This is a genomic window from Haliscomenobacter sp., from assembly GCF_041740695.1.
Lineage (GTDB): Bacteria > Bacteroidota > Bacteroidia > Chitinophagales > Saprospiraceae > Haliscomenobacter.
Genome location: NZ_JBGSLK010000023.1, coordinates 12,224 through 31,272 on the forward strand (window position 1 = coordinate 12,224; position 19,049 = coordinate 31,272).

Here is a 19,049-nt window from a genome sequence, read left to right on the forward strand (position 1 = left end):
CCCTAGAACTATTCTAACTTAAACTTCACTGGCAAATTCATCTGCACTTTTACTGGTACCCCCCTTTGTTTCCCGGCGAGCCATTCGGGCATGGAACGCACTACCCGAAGCGCCTCTTCCCCACAGCCACCACCGATGTCTTTGGCAATAAACGGATTGGTAATTTTTCCCTCTTCATTTACCACGAACTGAATTACGACAATACCTTGTATTCCATTTTCTTTGGCGATGGTAGGGTACTCCAATTGCTCTGCGAGGTATTTTTGTAAAACGCCCCGAAAAGCAGGCATTTGTTCAACAAAAACAAAGGGTATGCTTTCTTTGATCTCTTTTTCCCCCTCTACGACTATTGGTGGGGGAAGCGGTTCAATTGGCGTTTCCTCAGGAATATAATCTACTCCATTTGGGTCGCCAGCAGAAGTCACCGTGCCTGGGTTTTTATCCACTAAATCTGCTTGCGTTGGTGGTTCATATTCTTCCGGAACTTGATTGTCATCCAATACTTTGGGCACCACAAAAATAATCGTGGGCCGAGCTGGCGGCGGCGGCGGAGTCACTGGTGGTGGCGGTGGGGTTTCTTCTTTTACTGGCGGTGGCGGAGTTACCATGTTGGGCATAGTATACTCCCGCATCGAAATCATTTTTTCCTGCAGTGCCTGGGCCAACAAAGAACCTCCATATAACAATCCAATCAAGCTGATCGACAACAACCCACCCCACATCATGTTGCGTGGATATTGTTGACGAAGGTAATACGCGCCGTACTCCTGGTTGCGGTACCGAAATACTTCGCGCAGCCAAGACAGTTGAAACAGGGGACTGGTGCCGGGAAATACACTTATTGCTCCTCTAGCTTGCACATTTCCTCCCTCCTGAGTCCCGTGCATTGGGTCAGTTGCATTCATGCGAGTCATCATTTTTTTTGATTTTTACAAAATCCGCTCAGGATTGCTTCGGGGCGCCGCCGAAGCAATTACCTGAGTGGCTAATTGGCTTTGTTGTGGAAAAAGATGATGTAATAAAAACTACTTGGTAGATGCAGGTGGGTGGGAAAATGGTGGGCGGGAACTAAAAAAAGTGAAAAGTGAATAGTGAAAAGTGAAAAGCAGGTACACCAGTTGTTTTTCAACTGTTTACCATTATTTGATGCTTATAAATTTGGAGGGTTAGAAATGTCCTTCTAATTTTTCATTTTTCATTTTTCATTTTTCACTCTTCACTCTTCACTCTTCTTTAGTCGACGCTTTGTACACCCCTACTTCCGCAATCTGGGCAGGGGCGAGGGCGTGCAGCACAGTGAGGCGTAGTTTGGAGGCAGTAACGGGATCAAAACGCAGCAGCCGTTTGTAGCCGATGGTGGTGAAGTTTTTGATCAGTTTCCAGTTGGAACCATCCCAATATTCCAGTTGGGCTTCGGCGATGCGTTGGCCTTCGGCGATGTTTTCTTGCACCATGAAACGGTCGAAAGTAGCGGCTTTGGACAAGTTGATTTCGATGGCCGTTTTTTCCGGGGCGCTGATCCAGGTGCTGAGTTTGTTGTCGGCCAGTTTTTTGTTTTTGCCGGATTTGGCGAGGTTGCTTTTGAAGGTCTCGTTCAGGATGCTGCGGAATTCCTTAATGGCAGCTACGTCCTGCGGGCACAGCAGGCCTTCACGGTTAGGTGGCACATTGAGGAGCAAGAGGCTATTGCGGCCAACGGATTGGTAATACAGGTTCACCAGATTTTGGGGCGAGCGCACCTTGTCGTCTTCCTTGGGGTGATAAAACCAACCTGGGCGAATGGACACATCCGTCTCCGCAGGAATCCATTCGGTACCTTTTTCATCGCCAGTGTTCAGGTATTTGGAATCCGCCACGCCGGGTGCCATACCCATGGTGATGATGGGCGACCAGCAGGTTTCGCCCGCATTGCCCGATTCGTTGCCGACCCAGCGTACACCTGGGCCTACGTCGGAAAAACAGACGGCCTGAGGTTGTAGCTCTTTAACCATCGCCCAATACCCCTGGAAGTCGTACTCCATGTCTTTGGCATTCGGCCCCCTGGCCCCGTCAAACCACACTTCGTGCACTACACCGTAATTGCTTAGCAATTCGCGTAATTGATTTTTGTAAAAATCATTGTATTGATTGGTTCCGTAACTTTTTTCGTGCTGATCCCAGGGCGAGAGGTAAAAACCAAACTTGAGTCCCTGCGCCCGGCAGGCGTCAGCTACTTCTTTTACAATGTCGCCTTGCCCGTTTTTCCAGGGGCTGCTTTTGACCGAATGATCGGTGTATTTGGAGGGCCAGAGGCAAAAGCCATCGTGGTGCTTGGCCGTGATGATGCACATTTTGAAGCCCCCAGCTTTGAGGGCACTGACCCATTGTTTGGCGTCAAATTTGACGGGATTGAAAATACTCGGGCTTTCGGTACCATCTCCCCATTCCTTGTCGGTGTAGGTATTGACGGTGAAATGCAGGAAAGCGGTGGTTTCCAGTTGTTGCCAGGCGAGCTGGGCCGGGCTGGGTTTGGGCAGGTTTTGGGCGGATGCCGCTGTAGTTGCAAGCATTAGTAATGCCAAAAAAAACTTGTTTATCATCTAAATAGAATTTTCATGCTATGATGTTCTCGCCAAGATAGTAAAGTTAAAAATATCGACTTTGAAGGCTTCAGTAAAAAAACAGGATCGAAAAAATAACCCAATATTGTCAGCAATTTAACATTATAAATTTGGAGGCCAAATAAAAATGGTAGCATATTTGCGCCGATAATAACATTCCTCCTAACGACTAAATCTTTTGAAATGAAATTTCAAGTTTTCAAGTTTTCAAGTTTTTTATTTTTTTTAATTTATGCTATTAATCTATACCCACAAGGTCCTTGTGGTACAACTCCTCCCGTTTCTCATGTATTTGCTTCCCCCGTATCTTCCTCCTCGCCATTTCAAACTAGTTACAGTTTGCCGATTCACTTTTACATTATCACATCAAATGGAGCATTACCTGGCATTAATGAGATTGTATTTCCGTATAATCCTGTTCAACAAATCAGGGACGCCATAAATTATGCCAATACGGTTTATGCTCCCGCCAATATCAGCTTCTACCCTTCTGCTTTTACTTTTCATGAGTCAAGTTCATTGTACAATAATGGTACAAATGTAGTGGCGCTTTATAATGCGATACATGATGACGATGCAATAAATGTGTATATTGTTAATGATTATATTGCCGAACCAGGTGTAAAAGGTAGAGCTATCCATCCCGACCCAGAATTTCCAATTAATAATGCACTAACCATTATAGCAACAAGTGACCTCAATTATACTTCTGTACTTTCTCATGAGTTAGGTCATTATTTCAATCTATTGCATACATTTCATGGAACTGCATATCTTACCCTTCCTGAAACAGATTGTAGCGAACAAGGAGATAAAATTTGTGATACTCCTCAAGATGCAGTTTCTTTTGAAGGATGCCCAAATACAATATTTACCTGTTCTGGCAACTGTAATTTTGATTGTTCCTCAACACCTTGCGAAATTAGAGATTTAAGAATAATGCCTCCAAACAATAATTTAACTAATTCATTTGCACCGGATAAAAAAAACATAATGTCTTATTTCTTAAACTGTGGGTTAGACCATTTTTCACCTAATCAGTTGCAAAAAAATTTATAATGAACTAACCACTAATATGTATAGGGCTTTTTTGATTCAAGGCACAAACCCTCCTGCCGTACCTTTTCCTGCGGAAAATGCTTATGTTTATCGTACTGTCTTATCTTCCACTGGAAGTGTTACCAATGTATCCCAATTTGGAGGCATGGATGTTCAACTCTCTAAAAACGGGGGAGCTCCGGTGACGAGCACTACTCCACTAGCAGGGGGAGCTTATGTAGTTGACAAAGGAATTTTTCTTCCTCAAAATACAATAGCGAAGGTCGCTCCTACGCGAAACGGATCTGGAAATTTTGCTGCTTTAAACGGAGTTTCAACTTTGGACCTAATAAAAGTACAAAAACATGTCCTTGGCACAGAAATTTTACCTAAGCCTTACGCTTGGATTGCAGCAGATGTTAACAACAATGGAGTCATTTCGAATACTGATCAAATAAAAATTCAGCAATTAATTTTAAACCAAATCACGTCTTTTCCCGATGTGCCATCTTGGCGTATGGTTCCTACTTTTGCACTCCAAAACTCTGTTTTTTTGAATGAATTTAACAATGATCCTTTTTCTGCAATTTGGACAACGAGCGCTGGAGAGTATTTAGCTTATAACCAAGCAATAATTGGAGGAACTAAAACCTATTTTGATGACTTAGAAATAAATCTGACCAACCCCAATATCAACCAGAGTAGCACGTTTTCATTCCAATCCATTAAATCGGGTGATGTTAATTTTTCGGCTGTAGTCAATTCCGCTAGCACATTTAGGAGTGAAGAAAGGTTCCCAGATTTACGTACTGTTGAAAAATACCGATTGCAGGCTATGGAATCTAATTGTCTTGAATCAGGTAAATCTTATTCTGTTAGTATTGCGGCAAAAGGGGATGGAAATATTTATGCTTATCAAATGGGGTTGAAATTTGATCCCAAACTGCTAAAAATTTCTGGAGTAGATCGAGGAGATGCTAATTTTTTTAGCCTTGATAATTACAACGTTAAAAATTTAAAAGAAGGCGAATTAAGAACTGTATGGTTGGATTTTGAGAAAAATGAAAAAATAAAACTAAATGAAAAGAAAGATTTATTTCGAATGATAGCTATACCTCAAGCAAAGGTTTGTGATTTGAGCCAAGTGTTCCAATTGAACGATCAAACACTGGAGAATCTCTTTTACGATGAAAATGGCCGCTTGCTTAACCTCGATTTGTTGGTATCTGCCCAAGAAATCAAAAAAGGAGATACTACAAACGATTTATTGATCAACGTTTTTCCAAACCCAACCAATGGCGAGATCAACTTTGAAGTGAATGTGCAGGCCAAAATAAAAGTTGATATTATGCTACGTGACAATTTTGGCAAATCGATATCGCTCAATCGAATTATTGATGCAGGTGCCAATAAAATAACGCTGATTGATGATCTACGCGGCTTAAGTGCTGGGGTCATTTATTACTCTTTATCTCTAGGTAGTAAACTTTATTCCGGAACGTTTTTCAAGCTTTAATCTTATCTTCCAAATAAAGACCATCTGGAAGATATTGCTCTCCAGATGGTCATAAATCCATTATCCCATGAACAATAAAACTTTTTCACTGGTTTTTCTTTTTTTTGTTTCATCTATGACTTCAAGTTTTACTCAGGATGTAAAAAGTAAACGTATTTATGTTGCAGCTACGTCCTCCGCTGGTTCAGAAGCGGACGGCCAGAGTTGGAAGACCGCATTTTTAAGTTTACAAGAGGCCTTAAAAAAGACTAACTTTGGAGACTCTGTGTGGATAGCTCAAGGTATTTACACTCCTACTACAAGCTCTGACCGAACTATATCTTTCAATATTCCTGCTGGGATCAAATTGTTTGGCGGTTTTAAAGGAATAGAGCAGAATTTTAATGAAAGAGATTGGCCCCTTTTCCCTACTATTCTTTCGGGCAAAATTAGTGGTTCTGAAAATTCGCAACTTAACTCTTTTCATGTAATCACTTTAATAAATACTGATTCAGCTATAATCGACGGGATTGCAATAGAAGGGGGACGTGCTAATGTTAAGAGTCCTAACTCTGCTATACCACAATCTAAAGGTGCAGGTCTCCTGATTATAAATGACCGAAAACAAGCGGCAAAAATAATCATAAAAAACACTATATTTAGGCATAATTTTGCTGTCAATGGTGGCGGGATAGCTATACTGGAAAATGCCTTGAAAATCAGCAACTACTTGCAAATTGAGAATTGCAGTTTTGAGGAAAACGCAGCAGAATCGGGAGGTGCTATTTACTCGGAAATATATAATGCTTCCTCAAAAGTAGCGGTTGATAAAAGCCGCTTTGCCTTTAATAGGGCACAATTTTTCGCAGCAGTAATGCATCATACTTTCTCTGGAGGTATAGAGCTCACACAATGTATTTCTAACCAAAACGAATCTTCTGGATCTTCGATTATACGAATAGAGAGTACAAACAATCCAATTACTATAAAGGACTGTGAATTCGACTCCGAATCATTAGTTGGCGGCGGGGTTATCGATATAGTAGCGCTTGGCGATCCCGCTGCCGGATTAATGACACCGCACAATATTAATATTCACAAAAATAAATTTTCAAATATTTTGAGCCCTGCTGATGGAGGAGCTATTTCCCTTGCTGTAAATGGTATAGATGCGTATATTAAATTAAATATAGAAGATTGTAAAATTGATGCCGCCACAAGTAGTTTGGGTGCCAATGGAATTAAAATAGAAAAGAACACTAAGTTGAGCAAGGTTGATTGTAACATTAATCGCTGTGTGTTTAATAAAAACAGTATAAGTAGAAAATTATTCGGAATTATTAATTTTATCAATTATTCAGGAAAAGGGAATTCAATAAAAGCAACCATCAACAATAGCCTTTTTTACAAAAATACAGGGCCAGTCATTTATGCTAGTCAATACAGTGATGGTAAAATTGAACTCCAAATCTTAAATTCCACTTTTTTTGGCAACAAACAAGGAGAAATCGTGAGGAATGCCAGAGAAGCGGTTTCTCAAATTAGTGTATACCTTCAAAATACTATTTTTTACAATAACCAAACATCTCTTTCAGCTACACTTCAAAATACCACAGCGGCAAACCTGGAAGACTTCTCCTTTAATCACTGCCTTTTCAGCGCACCAGCTTGTACCTCTACCAGCGATACCACAGGCTGTGGTATCGGTAATATTTTTAGCCAATACCCCAAATTTGTTGATAGCTCTAGTGTACAGGGCTTAAAGCTGGCCCCTGGTTCAGTGGCAATCAATAAAGGGCGGTGGCATCCGGAGTTGACAGCTTTAGATCTATTGGGCCAGCCCCGTGTTCAGGATTGTAAGGTGGACTTGGGTGCGTACGAGAGCCCCAGCATTTTATCGCCTGATGATACGTTGCGCATTAAGGTACAAGTGCGTAGTACGCCAATCAACATGTCACTTGGTGAACTCGATATTCAACAAATCGGTGGCGGGTTCCCTCCTTATCGTATTCGTTGGGAAAATGGTGATTCCGTGAAAGTTCGCAGCAAATTGGCTGCCGGGCAATACACCTTAACCATCAGCGATCAAATGGGATGTTTTAAAATTTACACGTACACCGTACCATTTACTACCTCAATCAACGAATTGGCTAAAGTTCGTGAACGTGTTTATTGTGTACCCAACCCCCAAACTAAAGGCCAAAAGATCAGCATGCATTACGAAGATTTGCACCCAGGACAATGGGACGTACAAATCTCAGATTTCAGTGGAAAGGTGTTGGCTCGGCAAAATCACTTGTTGCAAGCAAAGGGGGTATTGAACTTTCCTCAAGAATTTGAACTCCCAGTGGGAATGTACCTCATTACCTTGAGGAAAGACGCGAATGTATTGAATACAAAATTGATGATTGCACAATAAATTATTTCTGTGAGTTGCAGGCAAGGCTACTAGGCATTGGATGTTTTGAACGCTAGTAGTCTTGCCTTCAAAATTCATTAGGAGCAAAAATCATCCCCTCAGCCCTCAAACAAATCATCCATTTCCAGCACAAAGTCCACCAAACCCAAACTATGTTGATTTTGCTTTAGTCCAAACGTACTAATCAAAGTAAAAAACACTTGTTTTTTCGTTTGTGTACTCTGTTTGAAGATGCCGATTTTATTCCGGTAATCCAATGCCGTGGCTTTATCGATGCTCAGCGCTGAATTGTAAAATTTGATCTCGCACAAATTGATGACATGGTCGTTGCGATCAATGAGCAGGTCAATTTGCACTCCATCTTCTTCAGTGCTACCCTTTTTGAGGTAAGAAGAAGCGTTGGCGTATACCCCTGTTATACCCAGTGCTTTGCGAATTTGCCAAAGGTGTTTGAAGCAGCTGTTTTCAAAAGCATAACCCGCCCAACTGACGTAGCTTTGGGTTTGACTCAATTGTTGCCAGATGTTGGGGCCAGTCTGGCGATTTTGCTCCATGAAGTGCAGGTAAAACAGAGAGTATTCATCCGTGAGCCGATAGAGGCTGTCTTTTTTCTTCTTGCCAAAGGGTAAATAAAGCGATACAAAACCGGAATGAATGAGCTCTTCCAAAACTGTGCTGGTTCCCCCACCTTCCGGCAGTTTGGTATGTTTCACAATTTCCTGGCGCGTGAGTCCCTTTTGTTTGTTGGCCAAAGCACGAATCACACTGATGTGCGCAGTAGCGTTTTCAAACAAGGAAGTATACAATTTTGAAAACTCATCCCAAAGCACCCCGTTTTCGGAAAAACAAATGGCGTTGATGTTTTGTATGGCGCTTTTCCCTGCTTCTACCTCCTCCAGGTAGTGCGGCACTCCGCCCATCGCCATATAGAGTTGCAGGATTTGATACCGATCCAGGTTGATGTTTTTTCCCTTGAAGAAGAGTTCGGTTTCGTGGAGCGAGAAGGATTTAAGGTAAATTCGTTTAGTAACGCGGTTGTGCAGGCCGCCTTTGTGGTGCACAACGTTCTTGATCATCCACGAGGCCGCAGAACCACAAACGATCACTACAATGTTTTCATTCACCGCCCAACTATTCCAAAACCAGCTCAAGCCCTTTAAAAAACCAGATTTATGGGTAGCCAACCAGGGGAGCTCGTCCAGGAAAACAACGAATTTGCCAGACTTCTGTTTTTGCTCCAAAAACTTGGACAGCAAATAAAAAGCTTCCAGCCAGTCTTTGGGCTCAGTAATGGGAAATGCTCCCTGAGAATATTTGGCGAGTTGTAGACCGAAATTGCGCAACTGTTCTTTGCGGGAAGCGTCTTGTATACCCGTGATTTCAAAGTCCAGCGTTTGTTGATACACGGATTTGACTAAAAACGTTTTTCCTACTCGCCTGCGGCCAATGATAGAAATCATTTCAGCCCGATTGCTTAATAGGGCCTTTTCTAAAATATCTCTTTCCTCACTGCGCCCGATTAAGGTCTGGTTTGGCATGGTAAAATGCGATTGGTTGCGAAATCGCTATCAATTTATCACATTTCGCGAGCAATCACAATTTATTCGTCGCGAAATCTATCTTTTTTGACCATATTTCGCGAGCAATAAACATCATTAATTGTGATCTGGTACTTAAAACTCACTCGTAAAGTGAAACTGCACCTTCGGGTGGTTCTCCTGCACCATCTTCAACGACCATTCCGACTCCGCCATAAAGACCAGTTTACCTTCGGTATCGTGAGCCAGGTCTTTTTTGCGGCGAGCTGTAAATTCTTTCAAAGCCACCTCATCCAGGCAAGAAATCCAACAGGCTTTGCGCAGGGAGGCGGGTTCGTAGGTCACTTTGGCCCCGTATTCATGTTCCAGGCGGTACTGGATGACTTCAAATTGCAGGGCACCTACCGTGCCGATGATGCGCCGCCCGTCGGTATCCCGGGTAAACATTTGTGCAACCCCTTCGTCCATGAGCTGGTCCAGACCCTTGGCCAATTGTTTGGTTTTGAGGGGGTCGGCGTTGTTGACGAAGCGGAATTGTTCGGGGGAAAAACTGGGAATGCCCTTGAAGTGCAGCACTTCACCACTGGTCAATGCATCACCAATTTTGAAGTTCCCTGAGTCATACAAACCAATCACGTCGCCGGGGAAAGCCTCGTCGATGACCGTTTTTTTGGCCGCCATAAAAGAAGTTGGGTTGGCAAACTTCATCTTTTTGTTCTGGCGAACGTGCAGGTAGTTGGTATTGCGTTCAAACTTACCGGAACAGATGCGCAAAAAGGCGATCCTGTCGCGGTGGTTGGGATCCATATTGGCGTGGATTTTAAAAATAAATCCACTGAATTGATCTTCGGTCGGGTTGACGGGGCGCTCTTCGGTTTCGCGGGGTAGGGGCTCAGGGGCAATTTCGACAAAACAATCCAGCAATTCACGCACCCCAAAGTTGTTGACTGCCGAGCCAAAAAACACCGGTGAAAGTTCACCTGCCAGGTAGTACTCCTGGTCAAATTCGGGGTAGAGGTCCTTGATGACCTCCGTTTCTTCGCGCAGGGTTTTGGCCATGTCTGCGCCCACTTCTTTGTCCAGTGTTGGGTCGTCTAAGCTGGTGATGTTGATGACTTCTTCATCCTCCTGCTTACCGTGGGACTGAAAGAGGATCAGGTTTTTTTCATAAATGCTGTATACCCCTTTGAAGCGGCTACCCATGCCGATGGGCCAGCTAAGGGGGGTTACACTCAGACCGAGTTTGGACTCCACTTCGTCCAGCAGGTCAAAAGCATCTTTCCCTTCGCGGTCCAGCTTGTTGATGAACACGATGATGGGCGTATTGCGCATGCGGCATACCCGCACGAGTTTTTCGGTTTGGGGCTCTACTCCTTTGGCCACGTCGATGACCACGATCACGCTGTCCACGGCGGTGAGGGTGCGGTAGGTGTCTTCCGCAAAGTCTTCGTGACCGGGGGTATCCAGGATGTTGATTTTGAGGCCACGATAATCGAAGGCCATCACGGAGGTAGCTACGGAGATACCCCGTTGCCGCTCAATTTCCATGAAGTCGGAAGTGGCCGCTTTTTTGATTTTGTTGGACTTCACCGCACCAGCTACCTGAATGGCCCCCCCGAAGAGCAGCAATTTTTCGGTCAGCGTGGTTTTACCAGCATCCGGGTGACTGATGATGCCAAAAGTGCGGCGCTTTTTTAATTCTTCTACAAAACTCATGCACAACGATTTTCGGAGCGCAAAAGTAATAAAAATAGGCGAGTACCGCAGAAAAATTAACTTCTCGATTTGGGTTTTGAATAGGAAGTCGAACGCTTCATTTCAAGTGAGCTTCCTATTCAAAAGCCTCTAAAAAAATCGGGAAGTAATTTTTTGCGTCATACAGAGTAATGTGGGCTTAAGCAAAAAACACTTTCACCAATAAAAACAATGCCGAAGGACACAACAAGCACCCTAAGCCCGTATAAAACGTCGCCGTCATCGCCCCGTAAGGCACCAGTTTTGGGTTTGTAGCGGCTAGCCCAGCGGCCACCCCGCTCGTAGTACCCATCAAGCCACCATAAATCATCGCCGATTGGGGCGTATTCAAGCCAATGAAGCGGGCCATCAAAGGAGTCCCAATCGTCACCAAAATGGACTTGACCACTCCGGCCGCAATGCTGATGGCGACCACATCCGAACCCGCGCCAACCGCCGTACCCGTCACCGGACCCACCACAAAAGTGCAGGCTCCCGCGCCGATGGTCGTGATGCTTGCCGCGTCGTGATACCCCATCGCAATGGCAATCAGCGCCCCGGCAAAAAAGGACAAAACCACCCCCACCAAAAGCGAAACCACCCCAGCCAAACCCGTTTTTTTGATGATGCCAAAACTAACCCCCATCGCGGTGGAAACAATGGTAAAATCCCGAAACATCGCCCCACCCATTAGTTCAAAGCCCGACAAAACTTTGATGTCGGCAATGCCTTTGCTGCCGCCCGTCGCTACCCCGGCAAAGTAGGCCAGCACCAGCCCACTAAAAATAGCAATCGCCGAGCCAGGTATTTTTTTATTTGTCAAAATTTTAGACAAATACTCCGCCGCAATCATGAGCAAACCCGTCACCAAAAAGGCCACGATGAGGCCATTTTTGACCAAAACTGTGGTAATGTAGTCCATCGTTTATTCGGGTTTGGGATTAAGTTTGGCAATCAAGGGCATGATGGCCAGGCAAACGAACACGGGCACAACCCCGGCCAGTAGCGCCACCAATCCACTCGATAAGGCGAGTTTGGCATTCTGGGTAGCCGACATGGCCACGATGACTGGCAGGTACATTTTGCTCCAAAACAGGACCCCTTCTTGCATTTCCAGATGGAAACGCCCGCGTTGTTCCAGCCAGTTTTGGGATAAAATGAGCAAAAGCATGGCGAAACCTACTCCACCTACATTGGCGTCGATGTGGAGCAAACGCCCCAGGGTTTCTCCGATCAGTTGTCCGATGACGTAGCAGGCTGCGAGTAGTGCAACTCCTCTGATGAGCATGGTGAGTGATATTTAATGGGGGAAGATAGTATGAATTGCCAAAAAACGAATGAGAAGCTATTTTGGGAACGGCAAAAAAATAAAATTGATTATCTTCATTTCTAAAATCAACCCATATGTCGCAAGTCAGTACCCTGCCTAAGTTGGACCCAACTTATGCCATCTCAGCCCAGCAACAAGCCGAATACCAAAAAAATGGCCATATCCTGTTGCGCAATATTCTTTCCGAGGAAGAAATGACCGTTTACCGCGAGGTCATTGTCGATGCTGCCGATCGTTTCAATACCGAAAAGCGCAAGATGGAAGAGCGCGATACCTACGGCAAAGCCTTTTTGCAAATCATGAACCTCTGGGAGGTCGACGAAGCAGTGCGCCACTACACCCTGGCCAAACGTTTTGCCCACATCGCTGCCGAATTGATGGGCGTAGAACGGGTTCGCTTGTACCACGATCAAGCCTTATTTAAAGAACCATTGGGAGGCCATACCCCCTGGCATCAGGATCAATATTACTGGCCCATTGATACCGACAATACCGTTACCATGTGGATGCCCTTAGTGGACATTACCGTGGAAATGGGCATGCTGACCTTCGCTTCTGGGTCAAAGGAATTGGGCTTCCTCGGCAACCTGGCCATCTCTGATGATTCGGAAGAATTGCTCGGCAACCTGGTCAAAGAAAATGGCTACCCCATCTCCCAGCCCGCCACCATGAAAGCTGGCGACGCTACCTTCCACGCTGGCTGGACCCTGCACTCGGCACCGGGCAACAACTCGGCGACCATGCGCGAAGTGATGACCGTAATTTTTCTGGCCGATGGCTGTAGCGTAGCGCAACCCAAAAATAAACACCAGGAGGCCGACCACCAACGTTGGTTGATGTCCAAACCTGTAGGCAGCCTCATTGATTCGCCCCTCAACCCTGTGATTTGATGCGGTGCCAGGCCGCTATTGCCGATGGGAAAGGCCATTTTGTCATCGATGCGATCGAGATTCAGGCTCCCCAGGGCGACGAAGTCCTGATCGAAATCAAAGCTGCCGGAATTTGCCATACCGATTGGGATTCCCAATCCTGGGGCAAAGCCCTCGTGATGGGCCACGAAGGCGCAGGTATAGTAGCGGCTTGTGGGCCGGAGGTAAGTACTTTGAGCGTTGGTGACCCAGTCATGCTCAACTGGGCCATTCCCTGCTACAAATGTTTCCAGTGCCTGGAGGGCAATCAACACCTCTGCGAACGCAACTCTGCTGTAACAGCAGGCAACAAAATTAGCGGCGGGCATGCTACCTTCAGCTCTACCACCTACCAGGAACTAGCCATTGAACGGGCCTTTAGCCTAGGCACCATGGCCGAGTTCGCGCTGGTAAGGGAGGCCGCCTGTGTCAAAATCCAGGTACCCATGCCCTTTCCCTCCGCCGCTATTGTGGGCTGTGGGGTGATGACGGGCTACGGCTCTGTGATCAATGCCGCCAAAGTGAAACCAGGAACTTCCGTAGTGGTATTGGGCACCGGGGGCGTTGGGCTCAATGTGATCCAAGGTGCCCGCATCGCCGGAGCGGGTAAAATCATCGCCATTGACGTGAATCCCGAACGCCTGGCAATGGCCAAAACCTATGGTGCCACCCATCTCCTCCTGGCCGATAAAGCCGATACGGGCTTGTTACAAGCTGCCCAAACGGTCAAAACCATGACCGAAGGCCGCGGCGCCGATTACGCTTTTGAATGTACCGCCATTCCCGAACTGGGCGCTGCGCCCCTCGCCATGGTGCGCAACGCGGGCATGGCTGTACAAGTAAGCGGCATTGAACAGGAAATCAACATCGACATGAATTTGTTTGAATGGGACAAAATATACATCAACCCCTTGTACGGCAAGTGTAACCCGCAGTTGGATTTTCCCATCCTGCAAAATTTGTACGCCCGGGGCGTCTTGCTGTTGGATGAAATGGTCACCCGAACTTATCCCCTCGCGGACCTCGCGCAGGCCTTCGCAGACATGCACGCCGGAAAGAACGCAAAAGGGGTTGTTACTTTTTAAAGGGTTCCAAGGTTCCTGGTTCCTAAGTTCCAAGGTTGAGGGAAGCCGAACCTTGGAACCCTGTCGCCCAATATTAAGTTTTGACCAATGGCTTAGACAAAAATTATACAGATCGTACTATTTTGTGCTTACGACCAGCGGTATTAGCCGCGAAACGTCGATAGCATTTAGGCCAGGCAGTGCATTTAAGGTGCGTAGCACCGGAACAGCAGAAAAGTTCCGGTGCTACGCACCTTAAAATCTGCCTTCGTTCCCATTCCTATTGACGTTTCGCGGCTAATGCCGCTAGTCGATTCACTTGGGGCTGCTTGGTTATAATTTTTTTTGTTGCAATAATTTTATAAAACTTAGCATCGGGTGATAAACCCCAAGCCAAAGAACCCTGGAACTTGGGAACCCTAAAAACTCCGTCCATGGAAACCCAATTTTTTACTACCAAAACCGCCGAACTAGGCGGACTAACCTGGATTACCGTCAAAAGCAACGCCCTGCAAAAACGCGCCGACATTTGTGTTTTTGTGCCACAAGGCGTAGCACTGGAACCCGGCCTCCCCCTGGTTATCCTCCTGCACGGCGTATACGGCAGCCACTGGGCCTGGACTGCTCATGGGCACGTACACGAAACCGCTCAGCAACTGATCGACCGCGGCGAGATCGCCCCCATGATCCTGGCCATGCCCTCCGATGGATTGTTTGGCGATGGCAGCGCTTATGTGCCCCACCAGCAGGAGAATTACGAAACCTGGATTGCCGAGGATGTCGTGCAGGTCATGCGCGAGCAATTTCCGCAGCTCACCGCGGATTCGCCACTGTTCATCACTGGACTGTCGATGGGGGGGTATGGGGCCTTGCGCCTGGGGGCAAAATACCCGGGGCTTTTTCGAGCTTTTTCGGGCTTATCGTCCATTACTCATTTTGATCAACTCAAGTTGTTTGTGGCCGATTTTCAAGCACTACAAGCAGCCGCATTGGAGCAAAATGGCGTATTTGATTGGATGAAAAAAAATCAAGCGCAAATACCTGCCTTTCGTTTTGACTGCGGAGCAGAAGACCTCCTGATTGAGCACAATCGGCAGCTGCATCAGGATTTGACGGCCCTGAATATCCCGCACCAATACGAAGAATTTCCGGGAGGGCATTCCTGGGAATATTGGGAAACCCATATTGCCAAAACCCTGCTTTTTTTTAATTCTTGTATAAAGTCATAAGTTAACCTACGCTTTGTAACTTTGCCGGGACAATTGTACTGCACATGCCTTTTTCTTTTCGATTACACAACCAGGGATTGATTTGGCGGGTAGCCCGGCGCTATCTTTTTGCCAAAAAATCTACGAACATCATCAACCTCATCACGGGGATTGCAGTGTTTGGGTTGGCCGTAGGTACAGCAGCCCTGATCCTGATTCTTTCGGTGTTCAATGGTTTTGAAGAAGTCATCAATTCGCTGTACAGCAGTTTTAACCCCGACATCAAAATCACCCCTGCGCAGGGCAAAACCTTCACCATTCAAGGCGAGTTGTACAAAAAACTGGAAAAAATTCCCGGCGTGGCGTTTGTCTCTCAAACCCTCGAAGAAGTGGCCTTTTTTGAATACGACGGAAAGCAGGATTTTGGCAACCTCAAGGGCGTGGACGACAATTTTGTCAAAGTCACTCAGCTGGATTCTACCGTACGCGAAGGTACTTACCAGCTCCGCAACGGGGATGTAGACATGGCAGTGGTCAGCATGGAAATGCGCAATCAATTGGCCATCAACATCGATGACTTTATTTCGCCCCTCGTCGTGTACATGCCCAAACGTAAGGAAGCCGGGGCCCTAGATCAGCAATTTCGCCGCGACATCACCTACCCATCGGGCACCTTTGCGGTTCAACAGGAGCACAATGGCCAGTATGTGCTTACGACCCTTGATTTTGCCCGAGCCCTGCTCAACATGCCCGACGCCATCAGCGCACTGGAAATCAAAATCAAGCCCGATGTCAATTCCCGGAAAGTGGCCAAAACCATCTCCAAATTGCTGGGCCCTAAATATGTAGTCAAAGACCGCTATCAACAACAAGAGGCTTTTATGAAACTCATGCTCCTGGAAAAATGGATGAGTTTTGCCATTGTCAGCTTGATGTTGCTCATGGTGGCCTTCAACATGATTGGTGCGCTGTGGATGATTGTACTGGAAAAAAAGAAAGACATCGCCATCCTCAAATCCATGGGTGCACGCGACAATACCATTCGCAATATTTTCCTGGCCGAAGGCCTGTTGCTGACCGTTCTAGGGGTTGTGCTGGGTTTTGTGCTGGCATTGTCGATTTATTTTTTGCAAAAACAATTTGGCATCGTCTCCATGCCGGGCACCTTTGCCGTAGATGCCTATCCGGTGAGCATTCGCTTTATCGATTTTGTGGTGGTCTGCATTACCGTGCTAACCATCGGCGGGCTTGCTTCCATTCCGCCTGCATTGAGAGCCCGTCAAATTCCAACTGTAGTACGTGAAGAGTGAGTAAAAAAGCATAAGCACCAGATCATCATTAATAACATTGATTAATTGTGATCTGGTGCGTACCTTTGCGCCGCTGAAAAAAAATCAACATGAGCAATTGGGAAACGGATTTTGAGTGGCTACGGGTCCGAAACTTGGTACAAAAAACTTTTGGCAAAGACGTGATGCCCGATCTCAATGCGGTGTTGTTCCTCATTGGCATCCAGGAGCAGGGTCGCTGGAAAAAAGTATACACCAAGGAAGAAAAACAGGATTTGATGCACATCGCCGTTTGTCGCCTGTTGACTTATGATGGCTATTATCGTTTTGTAGGACGGGATGCCGATGGCTGGCCGCACTACGAATTGGTTATGCCCCTCGAAACCCGTGGGGTAGAAGCACAAGAAGAATACCTCAAGTCTAAAGTGATCCAGTATTTCCAAGAATTGGAAGCGGAGAATGGAGGGCTGGAATGAATAGTTGAGAGAGGTTGAGGGAAGTTGAGGAAGGTTGAGGCTGCCGCGAGCGATTTTGACAATGTTCTTGTCTAAGTCGCTCGCGGCAGCCTCAACCTTCTCAACCTCCCTCAACCAAATTATACCTATGAAATCGAACGTACTCAATCATTACCTTATCCTGCTGCTACTCGCGGCCCTGAGCTCCTGTGCGAGCCTCAAACCCTCCTTTATGTATTCTGGTGCCACCGAAGCTCCTTCGCCAGTCACCTTTACGAATACCACTCCTAAACCTGCCGAGACTTACCATTGGGATTTTGGCGATGGCAATACTTCTGATGAAGCTTCTCCAGTACATGCTTTTATGGCCTCGGGAACCTACGCCGTCAAATTGATCGCCAAAACTGGAAGTAAAAGCAAAACCTTCGAAGACAAAGTTTCGATCAAAGCCCCAAAATTTTGTTTGGTCATGATCGAAACCGACTTTGGCAATATGTTGGTGCGTTTGTCGGATGGTACGCCCAAGCACCGCGACAATTTCCTCAAACTGGGCGAACAAGGCTTCTTCGATGGCACCCTCTTTCACCGGGTCATCAGTGGCTTTATGATTCAGGGGGGGGATCCCAACTCCAAAACTGCTAAACCCGGCCAAGCACTGGGCATGGGCGACCCCGGTTATACCATCGAAGCCGAATTCGTCGACTCCCTGGTGCACGTGAAAGGGGCACTGGCTGCTGCGCGGACCAACAATCCGCAAAAACGCTCTTCGGGCTCGCAGTTTTACATTGTACACGGCAGTCCGGTTACAGATGCACAGCTCAACCAGATTGAAGGTGCCCGCAATTTCCGCTACAGCAAGGCCCAGCGCGACGCCTATCAGCAAAGTGGTGGTACGCCCATGCTAGACCGCGAATACACCGTTTTTGGCCAGGTGATTCAAGGCATGGAGGTGATCGACAAAATTGCTGCCCAGACGACTACCCCCGGCGACCGTCCCGCGAAGGACGTCAAAATGAAAGTTAAAGTCATTAAGTAACCCGAATAATATAACATGTCTAAACACATCCTTGGAGTCGACGTAGGAGGCTCTGGCATCAAAGGCTCACTGGTCAACATTAAAACGGGTGCGCTCGTCGGCGATCGCATTCGGGTGGAAACCCCCGCCCCGGCCAATCCCAGCATGATTGCCGAAGCTTTTGCCGGTTTGATTAAAAAAATTGGCTACAAAGGCCCTATTGGTTGTGGGTTTCCAGCAATTGTTCAACACGGCGTCGCCAAATCGGCGGCCAACATTGACAAAAGCTGGATCGGACATAACATTGAAGAAGAATTCAGCGCTGCCTGCGGCAACCCCGTCAAAGCCCTGAATGATGCCGATGCTGCGGGTTTGGCCGAATTGACTTTCGGGCAAGGCAAGGACGTGGAAGGGGTCGTCATCCTCATCACCATTGGTACTGGCCTGGGTACTGCGCAGTTTGTCAACGGTACGCTGGTGCCCAATACTGAATTTGGCCACCTCTACCTGCATGGCCGCATCGCCGAGCACTACTGCTCCAACCGCATCCGCGAAGAGGAAAACCTGAGCTGGGAAGACTGGGCGCACCGCTTCAGCGAATACCTGCGCCACCTGGAGCGCCTGCTGACCCCCGACCTGTTTATCCTGGGCGGCGGCGTGAGCAAGGAGTTCAAAGATTTTGGGCACCTGCTCAAAGTGCATACCCCTGTGAAACCCGCGAAGTTGTTGAACAGTGCGGGGATTGTGGGAGCTGCGGTGTATGCGGGGAAGTAAAGGGATCGGTGAATAGGAGGCATACGGAATTTTGAATAAACTCGGTCGCCCACAGGGTCGATTGGTTCTGTTTCAACCAATGCGGGGTTTTGATCTTGTTGCTAAATATATTACATATTGATGGTTAAAAAACGCTGAGTCGCTTACTCACTCAATTGTTTTAAACCATTAGATCCTCCATA

The 19,049-nt window shown here is 46.6% G+C and carries 16 protein-coding genes; 10 read left to right on the plus strand and 6 right to left on the minus strand.

The genetic code is table 11. From position 1 onward, the window contains the following. Positions 1–8: 8 nt before the first annotated feature. Entirely contained in the window at positions 9–905 is an 897-nt protein-coding gene (locus ACEW9O_RS04820; protein ID WP_373548998.1) for an energy transducer TonB, read from the minus strand. 318 nt (positions 906–1,223) lie between these two features. Beyond that, positions 1,224–2,579 (minus strand): alpha-L-fucosidase, encoded by a 1,356-nt coding sequence (locus ACEW9O_RS04825; RefSeq protein WP_373548999.1) that lies wholly within the window; start codon positions 2,577–2,579, stop codon positions 1,224–1,226. A gap of 204 nt (positions 2,580–2,783) precedes the next feature. Between ACEW9O_RS04825 and ACEW9O_RS04830 the strand changes: the two genes are divergently transcribed. The 3 genes from ACEW9O_RS04830 to ACEW9O_RS04840 all read left to right on the plus strand — a co-directional run bounded on the left by ACEW9O_RS04830 (position 2,784) and on the right by ACEW9O_RS04840 (position 7,552). Continuing rightward, the gene (locus ACEW9O_RS04830; RefSeq protein ID WP_373549000.1) at positions 2,784–3,659 is read left to right on the plus strand and encodes a M43 family zinc metalloprotease; all 876 of its coding nucleotides are present in this window, start codon (positions 2,784–2,786) and stop codon (positions 3,657–3,659) included. Between the two features lie 16 nt (positions 3,660–3,675). Further along, a complete protein-coding gene (locus tag ACEW9O_RS04835) occupies positions 3,676–5,154 on the plus strand; it encodes a hypothetical protein (protein ID WP_373549001.1) in 1,479 nt (492 codons plus the stop codon). 67 nt (positions 5,155–5,221) lie between these two features. Then, the gene (locus ACEW9O_RS04840) at positions 5,222–7,552 is read left to right on the plus strand and encodes a choice-of-anchor Q domain-containing protein (protein WP_373549002.1); all 2,331 of its coding nucleotides are present in this window, start codon (positions 5,222–5,224) and stop codon (positions 7,550–7,552) included. Between the two features lie 98 nt (positions 7,553–7,650). On the opposite strand, the gene ACEW9O_RS04845 is transcribed toward ACEW9O_RS04840, so the two are convergent. From ACEW9O_RS04845 to madL, 4 genes are all read right to left on the minus strand, one after another. Beyond that, positions 7,651–9,090, minus strand: coding sequence for an ATP-binding protein (locus ACEW9O_RS04845; RefSeq protein ID WP_373549003.1), 1,440 nt, complete (start codon positions 9,088–9,090; stop codon positions 7,651–7,653). A 135-nt stretch (positions 9,091–9,225) separates the two neighbouring features. Continuing rightward, positions 9,226–10,806 (minus strand): peptide chain release factor 3, encoded by a 1,581-nt coding sequence (locus tag ACEW9O_RS04850; protein WP_373549004.1) that lies wholly within the window; start codon positions 10,804–10,806, stop codon positions 9,226–9,228. A gap of 178 nt (positions 10,807–10,984) precedes the next feature. Further along, positions 10,985–11,746: a malonate transporter subunit MadM gene (madM, locus tag ACEW9O_RS04855; protein ID WP_373549005.1), complete on the minus strand. Its 762-nt coding sequence runs from the start codon at positions 11,744–11,746 to the stop codon at positions 10,985–10,987. Between the two features lie 3 nt (positions 11,747–11,749). Continuing rightward, positions 11,750–12,112, minus strand: coding sequence for a malonate transporter subunit MadL (gene madL / locus ACEW9O_RS04860; protein WP_373549006.1), 363 nt, complete (start codon positions 12,110–12,112; stop codon positions 11,750–11,752). Between the two features lie 116 nt (positions 12,113–12,228). Between madL and ACEW9O_RS04865 the strand changes: the two genes are divergently transcribed. The 7 genes from ACEW9O_RS04865 (at position 12,229) to ppgK (ending at position 18,867) form a co-directional block, all read left to right on the plus strand. Then, on the plus strand, positions 12,229–13,044 hold the full coding sequence (locus tag ACEW9O_RS04865; protein WP_373549007.1) for a phytanoyl-CoA dioxygenase family protein: 816 nt from the start codon (positions 12,229–12,231) through the stop codon (positions 13,042–13,044). Next, positions 13,044–14,147 (plus strand): alcohol dehydrogenase catalytic domain-containing protein, encoded by a 1,104-nt coding sequence (locus ACEW9O_RS04870; RefSeq protein WP_373549008.1) that lies wholly within the window; start codon positions 13,044–13,046, stop codon positions 14,145–14,147. The genes ACEW9O_RS04865 and ACEW9O_RS04870 overlap by 1 nt, the downstream gene beginning before the upstream one ends. A 413-nt stretch (positions 14,148–14,560) precedes the next feature. Next, complete coding sequence (locus ACEW9O_RS04875; RefSeq protein ID WP_373549009.1) at positions 14,561–15,355, plus strand: alpha/beta hydrolase; 795 nt, start codon at positions 14,561–14,563, stop codon at positions 15,353–15,355. 44 nt (positions 15,356–15,399) lie between these two features. Beyond that, positions 15,400–16,644 (plus strand): FtsX-like permease family protein, encoded by a 1,245-nt coding sequence (locus ACEW9O_RS04880; protein WP_373549010.1) that lies wholly within the window; start codon positions 15,400–15,402, stop codon positions 16,642–16,644. Between the two features lie 89 nt (positions 16,645–16,733). Next, the gene (locus ACEW9O_RS04885) at positions 16,734–17,099 is read left to right on the plus strand and encodes a hypothetical protein (RefSeq protein WP_373549011.1); all 366 of its coding nucleotides are present in this window, start codon (positions 16,734–16,736) and stop codon (positions 17,097–17,099) included. 127 nt (positions 17,100–17,226) lie between these two features. Next, a complete protein-coding gene (locus tag ACEW9O_RS04890) occupies positions 17,227–18,114 on the plus strand; it encodes a peptidylprolyl isomerase (RefSeq protein WP_373549012.1) in 888 nt (295 codons plus the stop codon). 15 nt (positions 18,115–18,129) lie between these two features. Next, positions 18,130–18,867 (plus strand): polyphosphate--glucose phosphotransferase, encoded by a 738-nt coding sequence (ppgK, locus tag ACEW9O_RS04895; protein ID WP_373549013.1) that lies wholly within the window; start codon positions 18,130–18,132, stop codon positions 18,865–18,867. Positions 18,868–19,049 lie beyond the last annotated feature (182 nt).